The following is a 21,151-nucleotide window of genomic DNA, read 5'->3' as shown; positions in this document are numbered from 1 at the left end:
CCAAAAGGGATTGGAAGCTCTTTTTTTGCAGAAAATACTGAAGAAGAGTTCATAAGCTATTGGTTTTCAACGACATTTAGTCAACATCCAGATACTTGTGAAACAAGTGTACCTTACCCATCTAAATTTCCACCATGAATAAAAGCGGTCCGATTGTCATTATAGAAGACGATGTTGATGACCAGGATATTTTGACCGAGATATTCAATGAACTTAATTATGACAATAAGCTCATTTTCTTTGGGGACAGTATAAAGGCTTTGGAATACCTGACCGATACAGCTATTGAACCGTTCCTTGTCCTCTCCGATATAAACATGCCTAAACTGAATGGGATGGAATTACGAGAAAAAGTTCACAATAATGAAGACTTACGATTAAAATCCATTCCATATCTTTTCTTTTCGACCTGCGCGGAACAGAAACATGTAATTGACGCTTATTCAAGATCCATTCAAGGTTTTTTCGTAAAACCGGGTAATTATGATAAATTAAAAATGGTGATCGTAAAAATTGTTGAGTATTGGAAAGAATGTGAATCGCCTAATTATATTAAAAACGCGCAGTAAGAAATAGGTATTGTTGCTCTGCAGCTTCTTCTATTTGTTGATTTATTACACAGTTTTTTTTGTCTACTGCAGTGGTATAGTCTTTGATTAAAGCATGTTGAATCATAAAATAAATATTATCATGCCAGTATCAAAATCCACTACAGTAAAAGGCCCCGGTATTTCGAAATCCTCTTTGGGTTCATCCTCATTGGAAAAATTCTTTCACAATTCACTCAAGGATCTTTATTGGGCAGAAAAGAATCTCTTAAAAACACTTCCGAAAATGTCTAAAAATGCCACAACTGAAGAGCTTCAGTCGGCACTGGATGAACATCTCGTTCAAACTGAAGAACATGTAAACCGTTTGGAGAAGATTTTTGAAATGATCGGTGAGCGTGCTCAAGCTAAAAAATGTGAAGCTATGGAAGGACTGATCAAAGAAGGTGAAACTATTATGGAGGAAACTAAAGAAGATTCCCTGACCCGGGATGTAGGCATCATAGCCGCCGCTCAAAAAGTAGAACACTATGAGATCTCCTCCTATGGCACCCTCACTGTTCTTGCTAAAACACTCGGTTTCAATGAGGCTGCAGAATTGTTAGCAGTAACCCTGGAAGAAGAGAAGCAAGCAGATATAAAGCTTACGTCGATCGCAGAAAACAATATCAACATCGAAGCCGAACAGGAAGATTAAATACTACTGAACTGTATTTCAAACTACAAAGATGCCAGCAAATTCTATCTGCTGGCATCTTTGTGGCTATTTGGCATAGTGGCCGGGTTATTGCATTACCCAATTGATCCTATCGCTTAGTAAGTCCCTACAAAATCCTTTACAAGTAAACTGTAGAATCAATTCTACACTAGATCCCACATATTTAGCAATGTGCTACTTATAATGATATTTTGAGTTTTAAAGGGTAAATGTATCTGTTCCTTGAAAATTTACTTTTTTTAAATCAAATCATGAGTAGAATTATCCTATTATCAGATGATCCTTACCAAAGGAATTTGTTTACTGCCTATTTAAAGAGAAAATTATATGAAGTTGAAACAGTAGTATCAATTAATGCCTGGAATCAGTTTTATGCTCCGGAAGATTGTATTATTCTCAGCCAATGCTCCTGGCCAAAAATGACGACACCGGAATTGGTTCATTTTATTATGAAAAAGACAAATGCACCGATTATTATTTTTACTTCGGATATCAATAATTTAAAGCAGGCGGTTTCCACTATCCAAGCTGGAGCAGTGGATTATTTATTGATACCAATAATACCCGAGGATCTGTTGTCGGCCGTAAGAGGAGCATTTAATCAGCAGGGGCTGATAGGTACAGAACTAACAATCAAAGCAAACCGGCAATCTTCTCCAATTGGTTTGCTTACATTAAATAACATGTATGTAGGGACCAATGTCAGTTTTCAAAAAGCGCTACAGCAAGTAAAATTGGTGGCCCAAACCACCTTTTCAGTAATTATTTATGGAGAAAGTGGAACGGGAAAAGAAATAATTGCCAAGTTAATTCATGAACAAAGTAATAGACGGGCCAAGCCCTTTATTGCAATTGATTGTGGCTCACTTACGGAAGAATTGGCCAACAGTGAGTTGTTTGGTCATGAAAAAGGTGCATTCACTGGAGCCCACCAGTTAAAAAGAGGTTGTCTGGAACAAGCACAAGGTGGAACCGTTTTTTTGGATGAAATAGCCAACCTTTCCTATTCCATTCAGGTTTCATTGTTACGAGTACTGCAGGAAAGAACCATAAAACGTATTGGAAGTTCATCAGATATTCCGATTGATGTACGGATTATTGTTGCCAGCAATGAACATTTGAAGGCTAAAGTTGAGTCGGGATTGTTTCGGAATGACTTGTATTACCGGCTTAATGAATTTTATATCGAGCTTCCTGCCTTAAGAGACCGAAAGGATGAAATACCCAATATGGTTAGCCATTTTATAAATAATTCCAACAAGGAACTTGGGAAAATTATAACTGGTTGTTCTACAGGTGTATTAAATACCCTGTTGGACTATGATTTTCCAGGTAATTTACGGGAGTTAAAAAATATTATTCGAAGAGCCTGTTTGGTTGCCAGCGAAACCATTATGATTACAGACCTCCCGAGTAATCTTATAAATTCAATTCAGAATGAACCCATTACACAAGAAGCGGCTATAGTAGAATCAGTGTTGGCAACTGGTATTAAACCTATCTATGCACTTAAAGATGTGTTGCAGTTGAAAGAGTTTGAACTGATTGTAAAAACCATGAGAGAACACAAATATAATAAATCAAAAGTGGCCCGCTTGCTTAATATTGATCGAAAGACCCTATACAATAAGTTAGCCATTTTTGAATCTAAAAATTTAAAAATGGAGTAATGCATAATAACAATCCTGGAAAAGAGTTAAACTGGTGAATAGCAATCATCAAATCACCTGCATGCGCGTTGCTATCATTATCAAGGCCGCCACATTGCGGGCTTTGAATTTAGCCAACAGGTTTTTGCGGTGGGTATCCACAGTAGTGCTGCTGATGAATAATTTTTCGGCAATCTCCTGGTTGGTGAGACCTTCAGCAATTTGTTCTAATACTTCTTTTTCCCTCCGGGTGAGCAAGGGTACACCTTCCGATTGCTGATTGGATATTGATTGAGCGGCTTCCAGACTTAAATAGGTTTGTCCCAGCCGTACGGTTTCAATTGCCTGCAGTAATTCCTGCCTCGTTGCATTCTTCAACACATATCCCGATGCGCCATGCTCCATCATTTTTTTGATAAAACTTTGCTGGTTAAAGGTGCTCAGTCCGATTATGAAAACAGCCGGATACAATTCCTTTACTGTCTTGCATAAATCAATGCCGCTGGTTTCTCCCAAACTTATATCCATAAACAGGATATCGGGTTGACGGACCCGCAAAAATGCCAGGCAACTGTCGGCATTGGTGGCATGTCCCATCCACTCCAGCTGGGTTTCCTGTTGCAGGAGACTATAAATTCCTTCAATCACCATATGGTGATCATCCACAATAAACAGTTTTATCGTTGCTGCCATTTCGCCTGTTTTATAGCATCAGGAACTGCTGAATTCAATATGCACTGATGTGCCCTTTCCCGGTTGTGAATCTACATCCCAACGCCCTTTTAAAAATTCAATGCGATGCTGGATATTTGTCCAGCCAATTCCCCTGGATTGCCTAAGTATTATAGGATCAAATCCTTTTCCATCATCTTCTACGGTTATTGATAATTGGTTTTCATTATTGCTGATCTGCACCAAAGCATGCCGGGCGGCTGCATGTTTCATGCTGTTGTTCAGTAATTCCTGTACGATCCGGTAAATGGTGATGGCTTTTGTTTGTTCCAATTCAGTGTCTTTTAACCCGATCGACTGATAACTTACCTGTAAGGCGCCGCTTTGATTGATATCGTTACAAAAATCCTGTAGAGCTGTATCCAGTCCAAATTTTACCAGGGCTTCCGGCATCATGTTATGTGCCACACGCCGCATTTCCCGAATGCTGCTATCCAGCATATCCAGACTTCTTTCAAACGACTGAGCATTTTCAGGTGTTAACACCAGGTTGCCTTTTACTGTGTGGAGGGTATATTTTATGCCGGATAACATCCCGCCCAATCCATCATGCAGGTCTTTGGCCAAACGGGTTCTTTCCTGTTCTTCTCCTCTTAATACGGCCCCGGTTGCTGCTAATTGTTTTTCTGTTTCGAGTTCTGAAATCCGTTGTTCCTGGATGCGCTGCCGCTGCCTATAGTTTCTGTACGTGAGCAAGGACAACAGTAACAAAGCTGCAGCACCTCCTGTCAGTGCGTAATTCCAACTCGTTTTAACTTTCAGCGATGCCTGTTGCAAACTGATTTGGCTGTCTTTAAGCGCGCTCTGGTATTTTTTATCCATCTCAATTGTTCGTTTCTGGATGGATTCATTTAACAGGCTATCACTTATTTCGGCTGCTTTGATAGCGTATTGGTCGCCTTCCTGATGTTGCTGTACAGCATAGGAAAGATTGGCTAAATGCGCATAAGTCTTCTGCAGTTCCGGTTTTAATTGATGTTGCAAGGCAAGGGCTAGAGAAGAGTCGGCAAATTTTCTTGCAGATTCATATTGCCGGCGATAAAAATGGCTATAGGATATACCACGATAAGCAATTGCCTGTGAAGAAAAAGATCCCAGTTCTTTTGAAAGCAGCAATGCCTTCCTCATGTAAGATTCAATCTTATCGTATTGCAATGATTTCAGGTATACATCACCGATATTCAGGTAAGCTGCCGATTCCAGGTGTTTGTTTTCCGATTCGAGGGAGAGTTGTAAGGATTCCTGGTAACAGATGAGTGCGGAATCGTAGAGCCTAAGTTTTGTGTAGTTCATCCCCAGGTTGTTAACGGCAATTGCCAGCAATATGGGATGGCCTTCTTTCTGAAGCAGTTCAACGGCCTGCTTTCCATAGTTGATAGAACGGCGGTATTGCTTCAGTTCGGTATAGAGCCCCTGTATAATGTCCAGCGCCTGTGCCATCATAAAGGGATTGTCGAGGCGCTCCAACAGGGGATAGGTATCCAGGTATTTGGCGAGGGCCTTTTCATATTCTTCCAGCAAGCGGTAGGAATTACCGGTATTGAAGGCTGTTTTGGCCATGTATTCTTCGTGCCGGATTTCATTGGCTATGCGTTCTCCCTCCAGGTTGAATTGCAGGGAAGAGTCATAATATCCCTGCATGTTCAGCAGGAAAGTATAGTTGGTGACAAATTTTATTTCTCCCAGGCGGTATCCGATTTTTTTGCTCAGCTCGCGCGCCTGCCGGTAATACTGTTTGGATAGTTCCGGCTCACTTCCTTCATATTGTTGTCCGATTTGAATCAGGAGTTCTACCCTGGCCGAATCCCGGCTTTGGGGCAGTAATCGCAAGAGGCTATCCCTGTTCAGGAGTTCCTGTGCGGCAACGGAAATGGACAATAGAATCGAAACCGATAGCAATACTCCTTTCATGAATGCCAATTTGATAAATGCAGTACAAAAGAATAAAATCAATCACAGCTACCAGCTCCCTTTTTTCCATGATTTTTTTCAAGATAGTTCAAAAATCCTGTTTTTACAGGATACCGGAAGGGTAGGGAGAGCGCTAGGTTTACAGCATTAAATCCCCTCAACATGAAACGAATCTTCAAGTTCTGCCTGCTCTTCCTGGTAAACGGGCTGATGCTGGTAGCAATGGCTCCTGTAAAGGAACCGGTTTTTCTTCAACTCATGGATGCCAATGGTAAGTTGGTAAAAGGTACCAGTGTTGCCCGTGGTTATGAGCGCCAGATTGAGGTGCTGCAATTTTCCGGTGTCAGCAGTGGTAATCCGGAACTACGGTTTAGCATGCCATCTGGTGGTGCCAGTTCCATTTTGTCGGCTGCAGCTGGTGAAAAGGGTGGTTTTGTGTGGGCTGTTTTCAGTTTAATGACCCAGGGTTCAGAAAAGATGCTGCTTCGTTCTACGGTTAGGCTAGAGGGAGTAACAATACTGAATACAAGAGATACGAATGGCACAACTGAAGTTACCCTTCGGGCAGATCGGATTGGTACTACCCATTATGAATGGAACCGAAAATCCGGTGTGGTAACTATAGCCGGTAAAACCGGATACGACTTTAAGGCTGGTGCTAGCTGGAATACATTTTAATCAATACTTAGCATGAAAACAAATCTTTATTTAGCTCTGATGTTGGTGTTGCCAATACTGGCAATTGCCCAAACCAAAGCTAAGTCCCCAATTAAACCTGAACCCTTTCGGCTGGAGAAATTAGTAGCAGAGTCAGGATTGCCCTACAGGATGGTACACGATAGTTTGGCTGTGATTCCCTATACAGGTGAGTATGTGAAAGAATTTGACCTGGTTGTACAAAAAGCCAGTGACCTGCTCCTTATCTACACCAATCTTTCAGCAGCTGTTTCGGGTAAATTAGATAGTACTGCCTATCCATTTTTGTTGCAACAAAATCATCATTTTGATCTGGTAAAAATTGGAATGGATGAATCTCACACTGTCTTTGTACGAGCCGATGTGTACCTGGCTGCTACCAATGTAAAACTCTTAACCCGGATGATTAAACAGGTAGCCAATGTGACCAATATTTTAGGTGGCAGCCTTCAGTAATTTATCTCCATAAAACAAAAACTATGAAACGAATCCTTATACTGATCGTGGCGTGTTGTAGTCTTGCTGGTACTGCGCTCGCACAAAAGAAACCGGTCAAAAAAGAAAAACCTCCTACCAAGGAAGAAATGGCAGAAATGATGAATGCCATGCAGGAAGGCATGTCAGGTATGCCTAATCTGCAGGACATGCAAAAAATGGCGGCATTTGCAATGGCTAATGAGCAAAAGGCAACAAGCCAAACCGCTGTTCCTAAAAAAGATGCAACTCGTATTGCCGCCATTCCCAAAGCGGTGCTTACCTCTGCAACCATAAGTTCCTATATCCAACAACTACAGCAGCAACTGCGTACTAAACTACCCGCGGAATGGCAGGAAAAAACCCGGCAACAACTGCAGGAACTAAGAAAAGAAAATCCGGGTAAGTCCATTACTGCAATTGCTGCCGCAGGTTATCTGGCTTTTGGGAATAGTAAGGCGGCTCTGTTTGTGATGACAGAAGCCTGCAAGGAAGATCCTGCGGATGGCAATAAGCTGAACAATCTTGCAGCCTTATTGAATATGAACGGAGGAGAACACCTGGCTATCCCCATTCTCCAATTGCTCAACAAACAATATCCCCGTAATAGTACCATTTTAAATAACCTGGCACATGCCTGGTTCGGATTGGGAGATCTGTTGAATGCAAGTAAATACATCGACAGTACGATCCGCTTATGTGCCTGGCATCCACAGGCCAACCAGATTAAAGCTGCCATTGAAGAAAGCAAAGGCAATACTGCAGCAGCTGTGAAAGCTGCGAAACAGGCAATCAGTCGCATGTATTCACAGGAAAAACAGGATAAACTAAACGACCTGGATTATGAGTTGAAAGCTGAAGATATCAATTGGAAACCAGCTAATGCTACCGATCAATTGGGACTCTCCAAATTTTCCTGGCCCGGCATTCCAAAAACTGTTGCTGAAAGTGCGGATATGGAACCTGTATGGAATCGATTCCGGCAGGATTGGGATATTCTGGTGAATCAACTATCACAAAAGCAGGAGGTACTGGCAGAAGCTGCCCGGCAGGGATGGGAGCGGAGAATGCAACAAGATATGATAGCAGCAGTAGTACCTAAGGCTGTCATCAAACTTCGTCCCTACGTGGAAGAGCTGTTGGAGAGAGAAGCCAGAGATCCGTTGGGACTGGCCCTGTTGGCATTCCAGGATACCTTGAACCAGATGAAGGCAGCACATGCAGAAGAGCTCCGCAAGATTTATGAAAAAATCAAACCTGGCAGGGAAGGAGAAGGCATCAACGAGGGGTATTGTGCAGCAATTGATGCAGCCAATGATAAACTGCTTCGCGATGTTAATAGTCGGGTGGAAGCTTTTTGTTTGCGGCAACGGGATCGCGCAAAAAAGCGCATTTCCGAACTCGTGAATTATAAATTTTACAGTGAGTTTCCGGAACAATTTGAGTTATCGGTTAATCAAGCCAAAATTGAATGGTTGTCCTACATCATGTTGCCGAAGGATATGCTCATTTTTCGCTCACCTGAACAACTTTGTTTCAAAAAGGAAGAAAAGGAGTTCATAAAACATGGACTGGCCGACTATGATGACATCAACTGTACCAACCGGAGTGTATCTGATTTTGGTTTTGGTTCCATTGAAACAATTTGTGGTCGAACAATTGCAAAAATAGATGTAAAGGGTATCAAACTGGATTGGGAAACCAGGTCAGCAGATCGCGAAGAGAACCGGAATTTCTGGGATGAATTTCAACGCTGCACAATTGAAATTACTGCAGGAGACAGTAAAAAAATCGGAAGTGGTCCCTTACAGCTGGAAGCTTCCGTACAGGCAACTGGCTTCCTGGAATTTGATCGAACCGGATTAAAAGATGCCGGCATCAAAGCAGAGGTAGGGATTGGTGTTACCACCAATGTACTAGATACAAAAGTTCAGACAGGTATCGGAGAGGTGAATGTTGGTCCGTCTGAACAGTCGATATCTTTTGGTGGAGCAGAAGCAAGCTTCACTATCAACAATGGGTTTACGGCAGGAGGAAAAGGAATCTTTCAAGGCGTACGTCTATAATACAACTAAAAATGAAACAGCTTATAACAGGTATACTACTGTTGGTAGTTACTACTGCATTCGCGCAACAACAACACTATGAGATGTTTAGTTTCAATCCGCCGAAAGGCTGGAAAAAACAAGAACTGGAAAATGCCACCGTTTATTCTGTGACGAATGAAGTTAAAAAATCCTGGTGTCAGTTGGTGCTTGTAAAAAGCACCGTCAGTAAGGGGAATGCAGCAATCGATTTTGAAAGTGAATGGAAACAGTTGGTGGTGGATTCTTATAAGGAGTATGGGATAACAGACCAGCCAATCGAACAAGAAAGTAGTACCATGAATGGATGGGAAGTAAGATCGGGGATGGGGAAATTTCTGTTTAATAAAGACACGGCCACTGTTGCACTAATTATGTTCAGTAATGGGCAGCGTTGCGGAAGTGTAAAAATTGTCAGCAATAGCAGTTCCTATGGAAAAGAAATAGGTGCATTCCTGGAGTCTGTTCAGCCCGAAAAATCTACAGCAAAAGCCGGGGAAGAAGTTGCGCCCATTGTTGCAACAGCACAACCGGTTCCGGATGGCTATACATTTACCACCACCAATTTTGATGACGGCTGGACAAGTGTAGTGAAAGAAGATTGGGTAGAAGCAACGAAGAACAATGTAAAAGTATTGTTGCATTACCCTAGGCCAGAAAACAGTAAGTATTATTCAAACCGGGAGGAAGAGCGCAGACTGTTTTGGGATCTGCTGGTTGCGCCACGCTATAGCAACCTGCGGCAATTTGAAGACTGGCCCAGCAATCTGCCTGAAACTGCTTATTTCTCAGGTGGGTTGTTAACGGATAATACTACAGGGAAGGATGTTTGGGTGACTCTTTTCAGCAAGGGTAAATCGGGCTGGATCGAAATCATCACGCCTGATAAAAATGCATTTGTGCAGGCTTTCGGTATACGTGATCCCCATTTCTATTTTACCGATTGGGAACCCTTGTTAAAATTATCCGGATTAAACCGGTTTGCAGTAGGCGAAAAAGACCTGGCTGGTAAATGGTCCAACGAATTCCAGGGATCCACGAATTACTATAATCTTTACACCGGATTATATACCGGGTCAACAACCTTTGCCTCGCGTCAATATTTTGAGTTTCGAGCAAACAAATCCTATAACTGGGATCTGGTGATGGCTAATGGAGCAAGCGGAAGTTCTATGAAAGTAGACAATGCCAAAGCCAGTGGCAGCTGGAAAATGCTGAACAACTGGCAGGTCTGGTTCTCTGAAATTGAACGCAGTCAGAAAACCTATAATGCCTACTTCTCCTGTTTTAAAGGAGGAAGAATATTATGGCTGCAGGATGTTAGCTATGGAAGTTATACGGCTTATGGAAAAATCAGTAACTGACCAATTAATTCATCAACATGAAACGAATCGCAATATTTATAGGAATCTTCATTTGCAGTAGCTGCTTTTCTCAGGATGATGCCTGTATGGAACGTATCCTCGCCAAAAATGGCGGGTGGAAAAAGGGTCGGAGTACCCAACGGGCCAATGCTGCCAACTATGCCATTCAAAAGCGTTATACCGATGCTGTACATACCATGCTGACAGCCTATCAGCCACGAGGTGTGCAGGCAGAATGGTACAGTCTACATGGATCATTGGAACCGAACACACCCGTATCCGCTTATAGTTATGTATTAATGGGAATGCGATACCAGTGCAAGGGCGATAGTTTATCGCTGGCACATGAAACCTATAATGTTCTTAACCTGCAGATCAATGGGAATTTCAACAATATGTTGTATGATAATTCAACGGATTACCAGGGCCTGGGCTTTCATGAATTGCGGGAAGGTATACCGGAAGAAATACAGCCGGGAATTTGGAAGTTTACTGATATTCCTACGCCGCTGGGATTTGGTATAAACGGGTTAAGAAAATGTTGGCTGTTAACCTATCCGGGACAGTTACCCTGGAGTTTTGTAACGCGTCGAGAGTTTTTACAAACCAGAAGAAAGAATCTGTTGCGTATCCTAAAAGAGGAGGAAGAAAATCTTCAGAAAAATCTGGCTGATCTGGAGCGACAGAAAAAGGACATTGAAAAGATCCTGAAAAATGAACCGGAGAAGTGGGCGGCCTATTTGAAAAACGACTATGAGCCAGCGCCCCGACGATATCAGGAAGGACACAATAAAACCAAAAGCACCTTAGACCGTGCCATTGAAAGAGTAAATGAACAATTGGAAGCGCCGGAATCGGAATTGAATCAACGGGCCGTAGTTGCACAAAGCAGTACGCATGTGTATGATTATAATTTTGTAAAGGAAGGCACACAATTCTCGCGTATACCGGTAAAACCCAATCCCGCTTATTACAAAAAAGGAATCGGTCCATCGGTACCGCAGTTTATAGAGTTGGGTATTAAATACAATCCGGAGGATCAGGTATCCTTGTTATTTGCGCAGGAAATGGAAAAGTTGATCAATTTGCAAGAACTCAGGAGTTGGATTGCTGAAAAAACAGGTACAGCAGCAGCTGTAGTTCCCGTAAGATCAACTGTAACTACTGCTACAGAAAAAAAAGCAGTGCCAGCGCAACAAACTAGTGTTCAGTCGGGACAGCAAAAATCATCTACTGCAACAGGGAAAAACGGATTTCTAAGTGGAAAACTAAGTGCTCCTGTTGGATTGTCGGTAACGCTTAGCAATAATGGAAGCAATGACCTTACCCTAACAACTGCGAAAGACAAAACCAGTTTATATACAATCACGCCGATTAAATTTACTGTGCCGGTAAAGGAAAAGGATGACTACCAGGTAGTAATCAAAAAGATCCCCTCCAATATGAAGGGTGTGGTATATCACGGCAGTGGAAAAGCACCGGAGGGAATTACTTCCATTAAAGTGGCAATTGATTATACCTATGAATTGGTGAGTCGCGCTAGCGAGGAAAGCTTCAGCAGTTTTTATGAATCCAGTGATCCGGCAGTAGGAGGTATGGGGCCTGAGGAAGGGAGGTATATTGTTTTTGTATCCTGGACCAAAGGATTTGCAGGAAATGATGGCAAGTACCGGCAGATCTTTTGGCGAGATCGGAATACCGGAATAACCCGGATGGTATCAACCGCGCTTGATGGAACGCCGGGTAATGAAAGCAGTACGCAACCAACTATTTCGGCAGATGGACAAACTGTAGTTTTTGAAAGCAAGGCCAGCAACCTGGTACCCGGTGATGAGAACAAAGTACGTGATGTGTTTAGTTGGAGTGCCAAAACAGGAAAACTAGAACTGGTAAGCAAATCAGGGAAAGGAGGGTGGAGTGATGGAGATAGTTATGATGCCATGATTTCTGGGGATGGACAACAGGTTGTGTTCACCTCTGATGCACCCAATATGACCAGTATCCCGAAAGGTCGGTCCCAATCGAATGTGTTTATACGCAACCTGGCAAATGGTAGTACAGAAATGGTAAGTATGGAGCCTGCAACGCAAACAGGAGGTAATGCGCATAAGGGCAGTATCTCTTTTGATGGCAGGAGGGCAGTATTTTGTTCTCCAACACCTACGCTGGTACCCAATGATAAAAACAATCTCTGGGACATATTTTTATGGGAACGTGGCAAGCAAGGGCTTCGTCGAATAAGCATGACCCAGGATGGCAGTGAACGCAACCAGGGGGAAGAGTCGGGTTCGCGCAGAGTAGCGGCAACGATATCTGGTAATGGACGATTTGTTGTGTATGCTACAACTGCCACTAATATGGTTCCGGGGGATCAGTTGAAATATCAGGATGTATTTGTGTATGATATTGAAACCGGAAAGTTGCAGGTAGCCAGTTTTACAGAAGATGGAAAGCCTGGTAATCATGATAGTCCCATTGAGCAGGGCGAACGGCTGGCTATCACCCATGATGGCACCTGGGTAGTTTTCCCAACCAAAGCAACCAACCTGGGCGTACACGGTTCTAATCTACTGTTGTATAATACGCAAACGGGGGGCAAGCAACTAGTAACAAATACAAAAGGTAGTTATGTGGGTCGGCCGGCGATCAGTTATGCGGGAAGTTATGTGGTGTTTGGGAAAAGTGAGGCCCTTGACCAGCGATCGGGTGTTGCGTTTGGGAGCAGTGGAGGAGGCATTTTTGCGCATTATACTGGCTTGGGATCTTGCAGGGCATGTGAGGAGTGAAGTAATTATCTAAAAAAATCGCTATTGTAACCCTAATAATCGTACCTGTTAACGGTTTATTGTTTCAATACATCTCCTTTTGATGTAAAGGTTAAAATTTAGCAGCTTAGTTAGCTTACACAAAATAGTAACAATAAATACTGTCCCGGCAACTATTTTGCTATGTCGGGACAGTTTTGATTACTATTACATGTTTTCGGTAGGCTTCCACAAGTTGGTCAGATCACCTGTTTTGTACTCATGCTTTCCATAGGTTGCTTATTTTTGAAGGAAGGAGAGTAGTTCATTATTGAATTTTTCCAGCTCCTCCAAAAAGAGTCCGTGGCCACTGTTTTCAAACTTTACAATATAGGAGTTCTTAATTCCTATGTTCATTTGTTCAGCCAGGGCAAACTCGCAAATGACATCTTTTGTACCATGGAAAATAGCTGTTGGGATGTTTATATTTGACAGTTCCTCTCGAAGGTCGGTATCACGTAAGGCAATCAAACTTTGGGTAGTGGCATAAGGGGAGGCTTCTATATTGATACCACCTAACCAATTGCCCAGTCCAGCACGGATAGATGTTTCAGATGCGCCGAATATTTTACCGAAATTCTCCAGCAGTTGGGGCCTGTTGGTTTTACTCAGCGCAATCAGGTCATTTACTGCTTCCGGGGTGAATCCAAAGGCATAATCGGCTCTTTTAGTCCAACTAGGTGCTGCTGCACCGAACAATGCCAGTTTGCTAACCCGGTTGTTATTGTAGTTGGCTATATAATGGATGGAAATAGCCCCACCCATGGAGAATCCTCCCAAGGTTGCATCCTGAATGTTCAATTTGTCAAGGACAGTTTTTATGTCCTGCGCATATACATCGTAATTGTAAACGCCATAAGGTTTATCAGATTTTCCGAATCCGCGCAGGGTTATGCCTATTACCCGGTAACCTTTCTCTACCAGAAACTGATATTGGTATTCATACATGGCATCACTTAAAGGCCAACCATGAATTAATACTACTGGCTTTCCTTCACCCCAATCGGTTACATGAAGTTTGACCTGTTTATCTACGGTTATGTATTCTTCTCGACCATATGAGTTTGACTTGTTTTGAGCATCGGCTGTTGCTGATGCCAGTGCGATGGTTGCTGACATAAAAAAGGTTTTAATTGATTTCATTTTTATTTTCAAAATTAGGCCAATCAATACCTGGGGAACGAAGACAAAAAGCTATAAATGAAATAGACAAAAGTCAACTACTGTGTTGCAGCTTTTTTACGAATTCGACTAAGGGTGTCTTTGGTAATACCAATGAAAGAAGCAATGATATGGTTGGGAAAACGTTCTGAAAAATAGGGATAGCTTTCCAAAAAGTTCTTATATCGTTGTTCTGCCGTCATACTAATCATGGATGTGATCCTTTTCTGACTTGCAATAGTGTTGCGTTCATCTAATCTTTGCAATAGTTCATTGAATGCAGGAAACTGCTTACATAGTTTTTGTTTGTTTTCATAGGTTATCAGTAATACTTCCGATTCTTCCCATGCTTCAATATAATATTTACTAGGGGTAACCAGGACATAACTTTCCTGATCTCCTGCCCACCAGTTTTCTATGGACAGGTTTACTACATGCTCCACTCCATTATCATCCAGGTAAAACTGACGCATCGCTCCTTTAAGTATAAAAGCGAAATGTTTACAAACTTCTCCTTCCTGTAGGAGGTATTGTTTTTTTCTTATTTTTTTGAAGACAAAATGGCTTAGGAGTACTGCGAATTCTTCCTCCGTGAGTGAAGTGCTGGTATAGTGAGTGACATACGCAAACAGAGGATGCATGCAGCTAAAATTAGGGAATTTTATCATAGGTGCTGCACAGTTTTATTTGTAAACTGCATCCAGGAATTGCAGGATCTCTGTACCAATTTCCGTTGCGTGGGTTTCAAGCGCAAAATGGCCTGTGTCATAAAACCGGATCATTGCATTCGGAAGATCCTTTTGGTAGGCTGTTGCTCCAGCGGGTAAAAAGTAGGGATCTTTGTTTCCCCATAGAATCAGTGCAGGCAGTTGATGGTTTCTGAAATATTCCTGAAAACTGGGATAAAGGGCTATGTTGTTTTTATAGTCGCCAATGAGATCCAGCTGCTTTTCATCTGATTCAGGCTGGTCTAGGAAATATTGGTCCATTGTGTAAGTTTCTGGTGCAATTAGTTCTGGATTGTTGACACCGGTGAAATATTGAAACCTTAGTTCTTCCTGTTTTACAAAACCTCTTAATGCATTTCTATCTTCTGGTGAATTACTGGCCCAGTATTTTTTTACAGGATCCCAAGCCGATCCCAACCCTTCCAAATAAGCATTTCCGTTTTGTGTAATGAATCCTTTAATCCTTCCCGGGTTATTGAGCATAAGCCGAAAACCTGTAGGAGCTCCGTAATCAAATACATAAATGACAAAATCATAAAGCTTCAATACGTCGATAAAATCTTGAAGTGCCTGGGTTAGATTGGCAAATGTGTAATTAAATACATCTCTGCTGGGTGAATCGGAGAAGCCAAATCCAGGCAAATCAGGTGCAATAATATGATAGTTTATGTTCAGTAAAGGAATGAGATTACGGAACATATGGGAGGAAGTTGGATAACCATGCAGAAGTAAAATGACTGGATCGCCCTGGTTTCCGGATTCCCTATAGAAAATGGTTTGTCCCGCTGCTTTAACCTTTCGGTAATAGATGCGTTTATCTTTCATTTTTATTTATTTAGGTAGAATATTCCAAAAATTTATTTCACAACAGTAGCTTCAAGTTCCACTGTTAAAGTTTCAAACAGGCTGGCCACTTCAATTACAGTCAGGGCTTGTTCTATTCCATGGGTATTTACCCAATTTTGGAAAGTTTGAAAATGTGGTACTAAGGTTTCTGTGGAGGTAGTGAATATGGTAATGCGGACGATATTCTTACATTCATAACCAGCTGTTGTAATTACTTTTTCCAAATTCCGGATAGCCAGTTCTAATTGGGTTTTCATATCAGCAGTACTGGAAATTCCATATTCATCAATAGCCGTTTGTCCGGATACATAAAGCGTTCCTGTAACATTTTTAACTTCAACTGCCTGGTGATAACTGCGCTCTTTCTGCCAGGTCCATGGGTTATACACTTGTTTTTCCATTTTGATTTTTTAAGGGGACAAAACTATGATTCCCGTTTTCCGTAAAAGTTGATAAAAGTCTATTTATTTAATTGCCATTTAGCTTCTAATTCAGCTAGTCTGTGTTTATACTTTTGAACTGTTGAAACTAATTATACAACCCAAAAAAATACAATGGTACAAACAAAAATTGCACTGGTAACTGGTGGAGGTCGTGGACTAGGAAAGGATATGGCACTAAAAATTGCAAAAAAAGGGATAGATGTGATTGTGACATACAATAGCAATAAAAATGCTGCTGAAGAAGTAGTGAATCTAATTAAAGCCATTGGTCAAAAAGCTATTGCTATTCAATTAAACGTAGAATATAGTTCGAGCTTTGCGAGTTTTCTGGCTGAATTGCAATCATCTTTACAAACGACATTTATAACCGACAAAATTGATTATTTGATTAATAATGGTGGATTTGGATTGGATAGTTCCTCTTTTGAATCAACTACGGAGGAACAATTCGACCGACTGATGAATGTTCACTTTAAAGGGGTGTTCTTCCTGACACAACATCTCTTACCCATACTGAATAATGGCGGTAGCATTGTAAATATATCTTCAGCTGTTACCCGGGTTTCGTTTCCAGGAAGGGGGGCTTATGCCAGTATAAAAGCAGCAGTAGAAACACTAACTGTCAATCTGGCTAAAGAGTTGGGGAGCCGTAATATCAGAGCAAATGTGGTGGCACCAGGCGCAATAGCCACCGATTTTGGAGGAGGGCGCACCAGGGATAATCTGCATATCCAGGAGTACCTGAAATCCCAGACAGCCATCCCAAGAATTGGTCAGGCAGATGATATTGGTGGGGTAGTGGCATTCCTATGTTCAGAGGAAGCTAAATGGATTACGGGACAACGAATTGAAGTGTCCGGGGGATTTATGTTGTAGGTGTAAGCATATCAATTTCAAGAATGACTTAAATAATATAGGTAGAACAAAATAATAATCGTATATTGTACAATAAGGTTCAAGTTAAACCAGTTCAATTGCCTGAACAACGCATCTTCTTGTTGACTACTTAGACGAATCGATCGATTTTCCAAAAAAGCCTTCAATTAGTTCCGCTAAAACGGTGTTTCTACGCAAAACATGTTGGAGTTGCTTATCGATAACCACTTAAATATAATACAATGAAAAATTTTATTCAACTATCAATACTATTTATTTTATTAGGTACATTTTATGCCTGTTCAAAAAAAGTAGCATTTGGCATTTCAGAGGTTGTTCCTGCAGCGGAGGCTACAGCAAAAATTAAAAAAGACAAAAATAAAAACTATGAAATCGACCTTAGAATTAATCACCTGGCAAGTCCTGATAGATTAGTTCCACCAATGAAATTTTACGTAGTTTGGATTTCTACTGAAAATAATGGTATAAAAAATATTGGTCAGATCACAAGTACATCAAGTTTTATGTCCAGTACTTTAAAGGGCACATTAAAAGCGGTTACTTCATTTAAACCAAGAGAGATATTTATAACAGCAGAAGAAAATGCATCTGTTCAATGGCCAGGTAGTATGGTTGTTGTAAGATCTGAATCAATTGATATTAACTAATTCTATACTATCTTTTTCTGCTTGTGGAACATTAAAATTACCTACTTTTAATCATCCGGCCAGGACAAGAATCCTAATACTGTTCTGGTACCGGACTGTAATAACCACAGGATAAGGTTAAAGCCCCGGCTGATCTCAGTTGGGGCTCTATTTTTTTCACCTTATTTGTTTTCTGGATTTATCCTATTTTAGGTAGAGTTTATATGTAATCAATGAAGCCAGAAATTATAGAAATTCCTTTAAGTAAAAAGAAGCTCGTATTAATGTTAGCCGGGTCCATCGGTTTTGTAGCTGCTGGAATCTGGTTCTTACTTAATCCGCCGAATATCAACAATGCCCTCTTTGGAAACCCGACTTTTATTTTGGTAATCAGTATAGCAGCCATTCTGTTCTTTGGAATCATTGCCTTTTATATTATTCGCAAACTTCCTGATAACAGACCGGGACTTATTATTGATCAGTTGGGAATTACAGATAATTCGGGGGGACTATCAGCCGGACAAATACTATGGACAGATATTGAAAATATTTCGGTTTTTGAAATCAATAGGCAAAAATTAATCCTGCTGCAGGTAAAAAATCCGGAGGACTATATCAACAGGCAGTCCAGTGCTTTCAAAAGAAAATTAATGCAAATCAATTTCAATTCCTATGGCAGTCCCATTAGCATATCTGCCAACTCCCTTCAGATTGGATTTAATGAATTACTTAGTATTCTGACTGATCAGTTCGAGGCAAACAGTTGGTGAGTCTGTTCAGCCTTTGAGGGGGTGGGTACAACAGTCTTACCATTTTGAGGTAAGATAATATTCAACAATTCGTACAAGAACAAACAGCATTGCGGTAATAAAAAAAACTAGTAAGCTCTCTTTAAGGCTACGAGGTTTATCCACTTTTTGGGTAAGCAATTTCCAGGTTGCCACCAGTTTGCTTCGGTTGAAATAGAGAATCAGCACGATCAAAACCTGGTAAAAAATAGCGGCTCTCAAGGCACCCTTATTCACCTCATAGAATATATCTTGTAGAATGATATTTATCAATATGGTGGAAACAAATAAACAGCCAATTATTCTGGTACGGTTAAAAAGTAGCAGTATCCCGCCAATTACCTCAAGCGCGCCTATTGTATAAACAAAGGGTTTCGAATAGCCATAAAATGCCCACATCAATTGCATACCAGTCATTTCTGAAACCCGTAATGGTGTTGATGCTGCACCAGTAAATTGTACAATTTTCCCAAAACCATAGATTAACATGGCAAGAACTACCACATAGCTGAAAGCATTCTCCAGTATCTTAATCTTGTATTTTTTAAAAAGATCCATATAGGTAAGATTCACTAGATTATGAAAATATGATGGGGGATTAATTACCCTTTGGTAATTAAATTTGCTGTGACCATTTTAAAAACTATTCTCATCATGATAAATAATAAATTATTATTCGCGCTGATGTTGATGTTATCTCAATCTTCCTTCTTACTTGCGCAAACCAGGGACATAAATAAAGAAAAATGGCATTGGGATAATCCGCTTAAGCAGGACACAGCTGCCGGTTACGTTCAGGTAGTAAAAGTGGAAAATGTATTATATATATCAGGTGCAGTGGCTTTAGAAGTTACACCGGAAGGAATCACAAATGTTTACAAGGCATTGGAACGTTCCCTGAATAGTTTTGGTGCAAGCTTTCAGCACGTGGTGAAGGAGAATTTATATACCACCGATATTGAAGCAATGAAGAAATTCAATTTTGCAAGAAAATCTTTTTACAAAAACGATTTTCCAGCAGCCACCTGGGTACAGGTTTCCCGGTTATATATGGCGGAAGCAAAGTTGGAAGTGGAATTAATTGCTCATATGCCAAAAAATTAGGCAAAGGTAAGGACGAGGTTTCCATGAGGTTTCTATGAGGTAAGAAAAAGGTAACAATTAGGTAGGAAAAAGGTTAGGATGAGGTAAGGAATTAATTTGGGCATTTATTGAAAAATACTAAGTAATTTAGCATTTTAATCATGCCCTGGTATTTCATATCATATCATTCTGAAGCCGGAAAGCTGGTCAAAGGCTTTAAGGAATTCCATATCAAGAATGTGGACGATGCCTTTGTTTACTTTCTGGGTAAGGCAAGGATGGCTGATCCGGGGCTTACTGGATTTAACTGTGTGATGGTATCCACCAAATGGGAAGACTGGCAGGAATGGAACCGGAATCGTTATAAAACCAGGTATGGGTATACACCACCTGAGCACAGATCCGGGCCTGGGAAGTATAGGAAGCCAAAAGAGGGGTAATTGGATAGTTAAAAATGGTTAGTTAACTTTTGACTTAGATTGAGATTAATAAGGTTTGAATGAACCCGACAGCAAAACTCAGGTTGATTAAGTTATTGCACACCATCATCTGGGTGTTCTTTAATGTTGTGATATTTTATATTCTCTATGCTGTCATTGTAAACCGGATCGATTTTTGGTTGTGGCTTTGTTATGGATTAATCATACTGGAGGGAATTGTATTGCTACTGTTTAAAATGTATTGCCCTTTAACAGTTTGGGCCAGGAAATATTCCAATTCAACGAGGAATAATTTTGATATCTATTTACCGGAATGGCTGGCCAAATACAATAAGCTTATTTACACATCAATAGTTGGAGTTTCAATTGTAATTCTTATTTATAGATTAATTCAATAGAAACTAAGAGTGCCTTAGGGTAATTTTTTAAGACAGGAAATGCTGATCAACAAAGAGGGTTTCACAATTGGAAAATGGGTTGGAGAGAGTGATGAAAATCGAATTGTAATAAAAAACTAATTAAATTCAGATATGAGAACCTTGTCACTTTTTATAGTCATACTACTGGCTTGTCGTATTTCATATGGACAATCAGAAAAAGAAACTCATCAAATAGTAACTGAAATTCTTGCTATTACCGACAAGTATAACAAAACCTGGGAAACAGTAAATATGCTGAAAGTGGCTGAATTCCACTCTGATAATTCTTTTCGGTATTACCGTAATATGGAATTATCAGTTGGCAATAATGAGGAGTTTAGAAAAATATATCCCCAAATTCTGAAGGGAACCAAAAGTTTTAAATTGCAAATAGCGAATCCGGTCGTTCAGGTTCTATCCCCTGATGCAGCATTAATTGGTTTTACAGCAGTAGCAGAATTGATAACCCATGATAACAAGGTGTTAGATATTGGAACTGGCGCCTATACCTATGTTTGGAAAAAAATAGATGGGCAATGGAAGGTTGTTCATATTCACGAATCAGCTAAATAAAATAGCTGACGGCTGGTCGAATTTTTGTTGCCTGAATTTAGAATAATCACGAAATCCCTTTATATTGATAATAATTAATATAGTAACGTATCTATGATTTTTTACGGAAGTAAGGCAACACAAATCAGGACAGAAAGCCTCTTTGACAAATGTTCCAATTGCGGAAC

At 40.7% G+C, this 21,151-nt stretch carries 22 protein-coding genes; 15 read left to right on the top strand and 7 right to left on the bottom strand.

Features of this window, described 5'->3' with window-relative positions; genetic code table 11:
* Nucleotides 1-134 precede the first annotated feature (134 nt).
* From MD536_RS05245 to MD536_RS05235, 3 genes are all read left to right on the top strand, one after another.
* Nucleotides 135-569 carry a response regulator gene (locus MD536_RS05245; protein ID WP_239596443.1) on the top strand — a complete coding sequence of 145 codons (435 nt, stop codon included), beginning with the start codon at nt 135-137 and terminating at the stop codon, nt 567-569.
* A 94-nt stretch (nt 570-663) separates the two neighbouring features.
* Nucleotides 664-1,245, top strand: a complete 582-nt coding sequence (locus tag MD536_RS05240) for a YciE/YciF ferroxidase family protein (RefSeq protein ID WP_239596441.1) — start codon at nt 664-666, stop codon at nt 1,243-1,245.
* Nucleotides 1,246-1,475: 230 nt separating this feature from the next.
* The gene (locus tag MD536_RS05235; protein ID WP_239596438.1) at nt 1,476-2,936 is read left to right on the top strand and encodes a sigma-54-dependent transcriptional regulator; all 1,461 of its coding nucleotides are present in this window, start codon (nt 1,476-1,478) and stop codon (nt 2,934-2,936) included.
* Between the two features lie 48 nt (nt 2,937-2,984).
* On the opposite strand, the gene MD536_RS05230 is transcribed toward MD536_RS05235, so the two are convergent.
* The gene (locus MD536_RS05230) at nt 2,985-3,608 is read right to left on the bottom strand and encodes a response regulator (RefSeq protein WP_239596436.1); all 624 of its coding nucleotides are present in this window, start codon (nt 3,606-3,608) and stop codon (nt 2,985-2,987) included.
* Between the two features lie 18 nt (nt 3,609-3,626).
* Nucleotides 3,627-5,558 carry a tetratricopeptide repeat-containing sensor histidine kinase gene (locus MD536_RS05225; protein WP_239596435.1) on the bottom strand — a complete coding sequence of 644 codons (1,932 nt, stop codon included), beginning with the start codon at nt 5,556-5,558 and terminating at the stop codon, nt 3,627-3,629.
* 162 nt (nt 5,559-5,720) lie between these two features.
* On the opposite strand from MD536_RS05225, the gene MD536_RS05220 reads away from it, so the two are divergent.
* The 5 genes from MD536_RS05220 to MD536_RS05200 are packed head-to-tail and all read left to right on the top strand — an operon-like array spanning nt 5,721 to nt 12,962.
* Nucleotides 5,721-6,236: an Hcp family type VI secretion system effector gene (locus tag MD536_RS05220; protein ID WP_239596434.1), complete on the top strand. Its 516-nt coding sequence runs from the start codon at nt 5,721-5,723 to the stop codon at nt 6,234-6,236.
* Between the two features lie 12 nt (nt 6,237-6,248).
* Entirely contained in the window at nt 6,249-6,710 is a 462-nt protein-coding gene (locus MD536_RS05215; protein WP_239596433.1) for a hypothetical protein, read from the top strand.
* Between the two features lie 23 nt (nt 6,711-6,733).
* On the top strand, nt 6,734-8,794 hold the full coding sequence (locus MD536_RS05210; RefSeq protein ID WP_239596432.1) for a tetratricopeptide repeat protein: 2,061 nt from the start codon (nt 6,734-6,736) through the stop codon (nt 8,792-8,794).
* An 11-nt stretch (nt 8,795-8,805) separates the two neighbouring features.
* Nucleotides 8,806-10,176, top strand: a complete 1,371-nt coding sequence (locus tag MD536_RS05205; protein WP_239596431.1) for a hypothetical protein — start codon at nt 8,806-8,808, stop codon at nt 10,174-10,176.
* A 17-nt stretch (nt 10,177-10,193) separates the two neighbouring features.
* Nucleotides 10,194-12,962 carry a TolB-like translocation protein gene (locus MD536_RS05200; protein WP_239596430.1) on the top strand — a complete coding sequence of 923 codons (2,769 nt, stop codon included), beginning with the start codon at nt 10,194-10,196 and terminating at the stop codon, nt 12,960-12,962.
* A 258-nt stretch (nt 12,963-13,220) separates the two neighbouring features.
* On the opposite strand, the gene MD536_RS05195 is transcribed toward MD536_RS05200, so the two are convergent.
* The 4 genes from MD536_RS05195 to MD536_RS05180 form a co-directional block, all read right to left on the bottom strand.
* Complete coding sequence (locus MD536_RS05195) at nt 13,221-14,099, bottom strand: alpha/beta fold hydrolase (protein ID WP_239596429.1); 879 nt, start codon at nt 14,097-14,099, stop codon at nt 13,221-13,223.
* A 101-nt stretch (nt 14,100-14,200) separates the two neighbouring features.
* Nucleotides 14,201-14,782 carry a Crp/Fnr family transcriptional regulator gene (locus tag MD536_RS05190; RefSeq protein WP_239596427.1) on the bottom strand — a complete coding sequence of 194 codons (582 nt, stop codon included), beginning with the start codon at nt 14,780-14,782 and terminating at the stop codon, nt 14,201-14,203.
* 42 nt (nt 14,783-14,824) lie between these two features.
* Nucleotides 14,825-15,694 (bottom strand): alpha/beta fold hydrolase, encoded by an 870-nt coding sequence (locus MD536_RS05185; protein ID WP_239596425.1) that lies wholly within the window; start codon nt 15,692-15,694, stop codon nt 14,825-14,827.
* A 32-nt stretch (nt 15,695-15,726) separates the two neighbouring features.
* Nucleotides 15,727-16,116 carry a RidA family protein gene (locus MD536_RS05180; RefSeq protein WP_239596423.1) on the bottom strand — a complete coding sequence of 130 codons (390 nt, stop codon included), beginning with the start codon at nt 16,114-16,116 and terminating at the stop codon, nt 15,727-15,729.
* A gap of 153 nt (nt 16,117-16,269) precedes the next feature.
* On the opposite strand from MD536_RS05180, the gene MD536_RS05175 reads away from it, so the two are divergent.
* From MD536_RS05175 to MD536_RS05165, 3 genes are all read left to right on the top strand, one after another.
* Nucleotides 16,270-17,034: an SDR family NAD(P)-dependent oxidoreductase gene (locus tag MD536_RS05175; RefSeq protein WP_239596421.1), complete on the top strand. Its 765-nt coding sequence runs from the start codon at nt 16,270-16,272 to the stop codon at nt 17,032-17,034.
* Between the two features lie 242 nt (nt 17,035-17,276).
* Nucleotides 17,277-17,702, top strand: coding sequence for a hypothetical protein (locus MD536_RS05170; protein ID WP_239596418.1), 426 nt, complete (start codon nt 17,277-17,279; stop codon nt 17,700-17,702).
* Between the two features lie 212 nt (nt 17,703-17,914).
* Entirely contained in the window at nt 17,915-18,451 is a 537-nt protein-coding gene (locus MD536_RS05165) for an STM3941 family protein (protein WP_239596416.1), read from the top strand.
* A 36-nt stretch (nt 18,452-18,487) separates the two neighbouring features.
* Here the strand turns inward: MD536_RS05165 and MD536_RS05160 are convergent, their stop codons facing one another.
* Entirely contained in the window at nt 18,488-19,027 is a 540-nt protein-coding gene (locus MD536_RS05160) for a hypothetical protein (protein ID WP_239596414.1), read from the bottom strand.
* A 96-nt stretch (nt 19,028-19,123) separates the two neighbouring features.
* Here MD536_RS05160 and MD536_RS05155 point away from each other — a divergent pair, with 96 nt between their 5' ends.
* From MD536_RS05155 to MD536_RS05140, 4 genes are all read left to right on the top strand, one after another.
* Nucleotides 19,124-19,573: a RidA family protein gene (locus MD536_RS05155; protein WP_239596412.1), complete on the top strand. Its 450-nt coding sequence runs from the start codon at nt 19,124-19,126 to the stop codon at nt 19,571-19,573.
* Nucleotides 19,574-19,713: 140 nt separating this feature from the next.
* Nucleotides 19,714-19,992: a hypothetical protein gene (locus tag MD536_RS05150; RefSeq protein ID WP_239596410.1), complete on the top strand. Its 279-nt coding sequence runs from the start codon at nt 19,714-19,716 to the stop codon at nt 19,990-19,992.
* 59 nt (nt 19,993-20,051) lie between these two features.
* Nucleotides 20,052-20,390: a hypothetical protein gene (locus tag MD536_RS05145; RefSeq protein ID WP_239596408.1), complete on the top strand. Its 339-nt coding sequence runs from the start codon at nt 20,052-20,054 to the stop codon at nt 20,388-20,390.
* A 141-nt stretch (nt 20,391-20,531) separates the two neighbouring features.
* Nucleotides 20,532-20,984 (top strand): YybH family protein, encoded by a 453-nt coding sequence (locus tag MD536_RS05140; protein WP_239596406.1) that lies wholly within the window; start codon nt 20,532-20,534, stop codon nt 20,982-20,984.
* The last annotated feature ends 167 nt before the right edge of the window (nt 20,985-21,151 follow it).

The organism is Flavihumibacter cheonanensis (assembly GCF_022352215.1).
GTDB classification, from domain to species: domain Bacteria; phylum Bacteroidota; class Bacteroidia; order Chitinophagales; family Chitinophagaceae; genus Flavihumibacter; species Flavihumibacter cheonanensis.
Note: the sequence above shows the minus strand (reverse complement) of the source record. Positions and strands in the feature narration are given on the sequence as shown.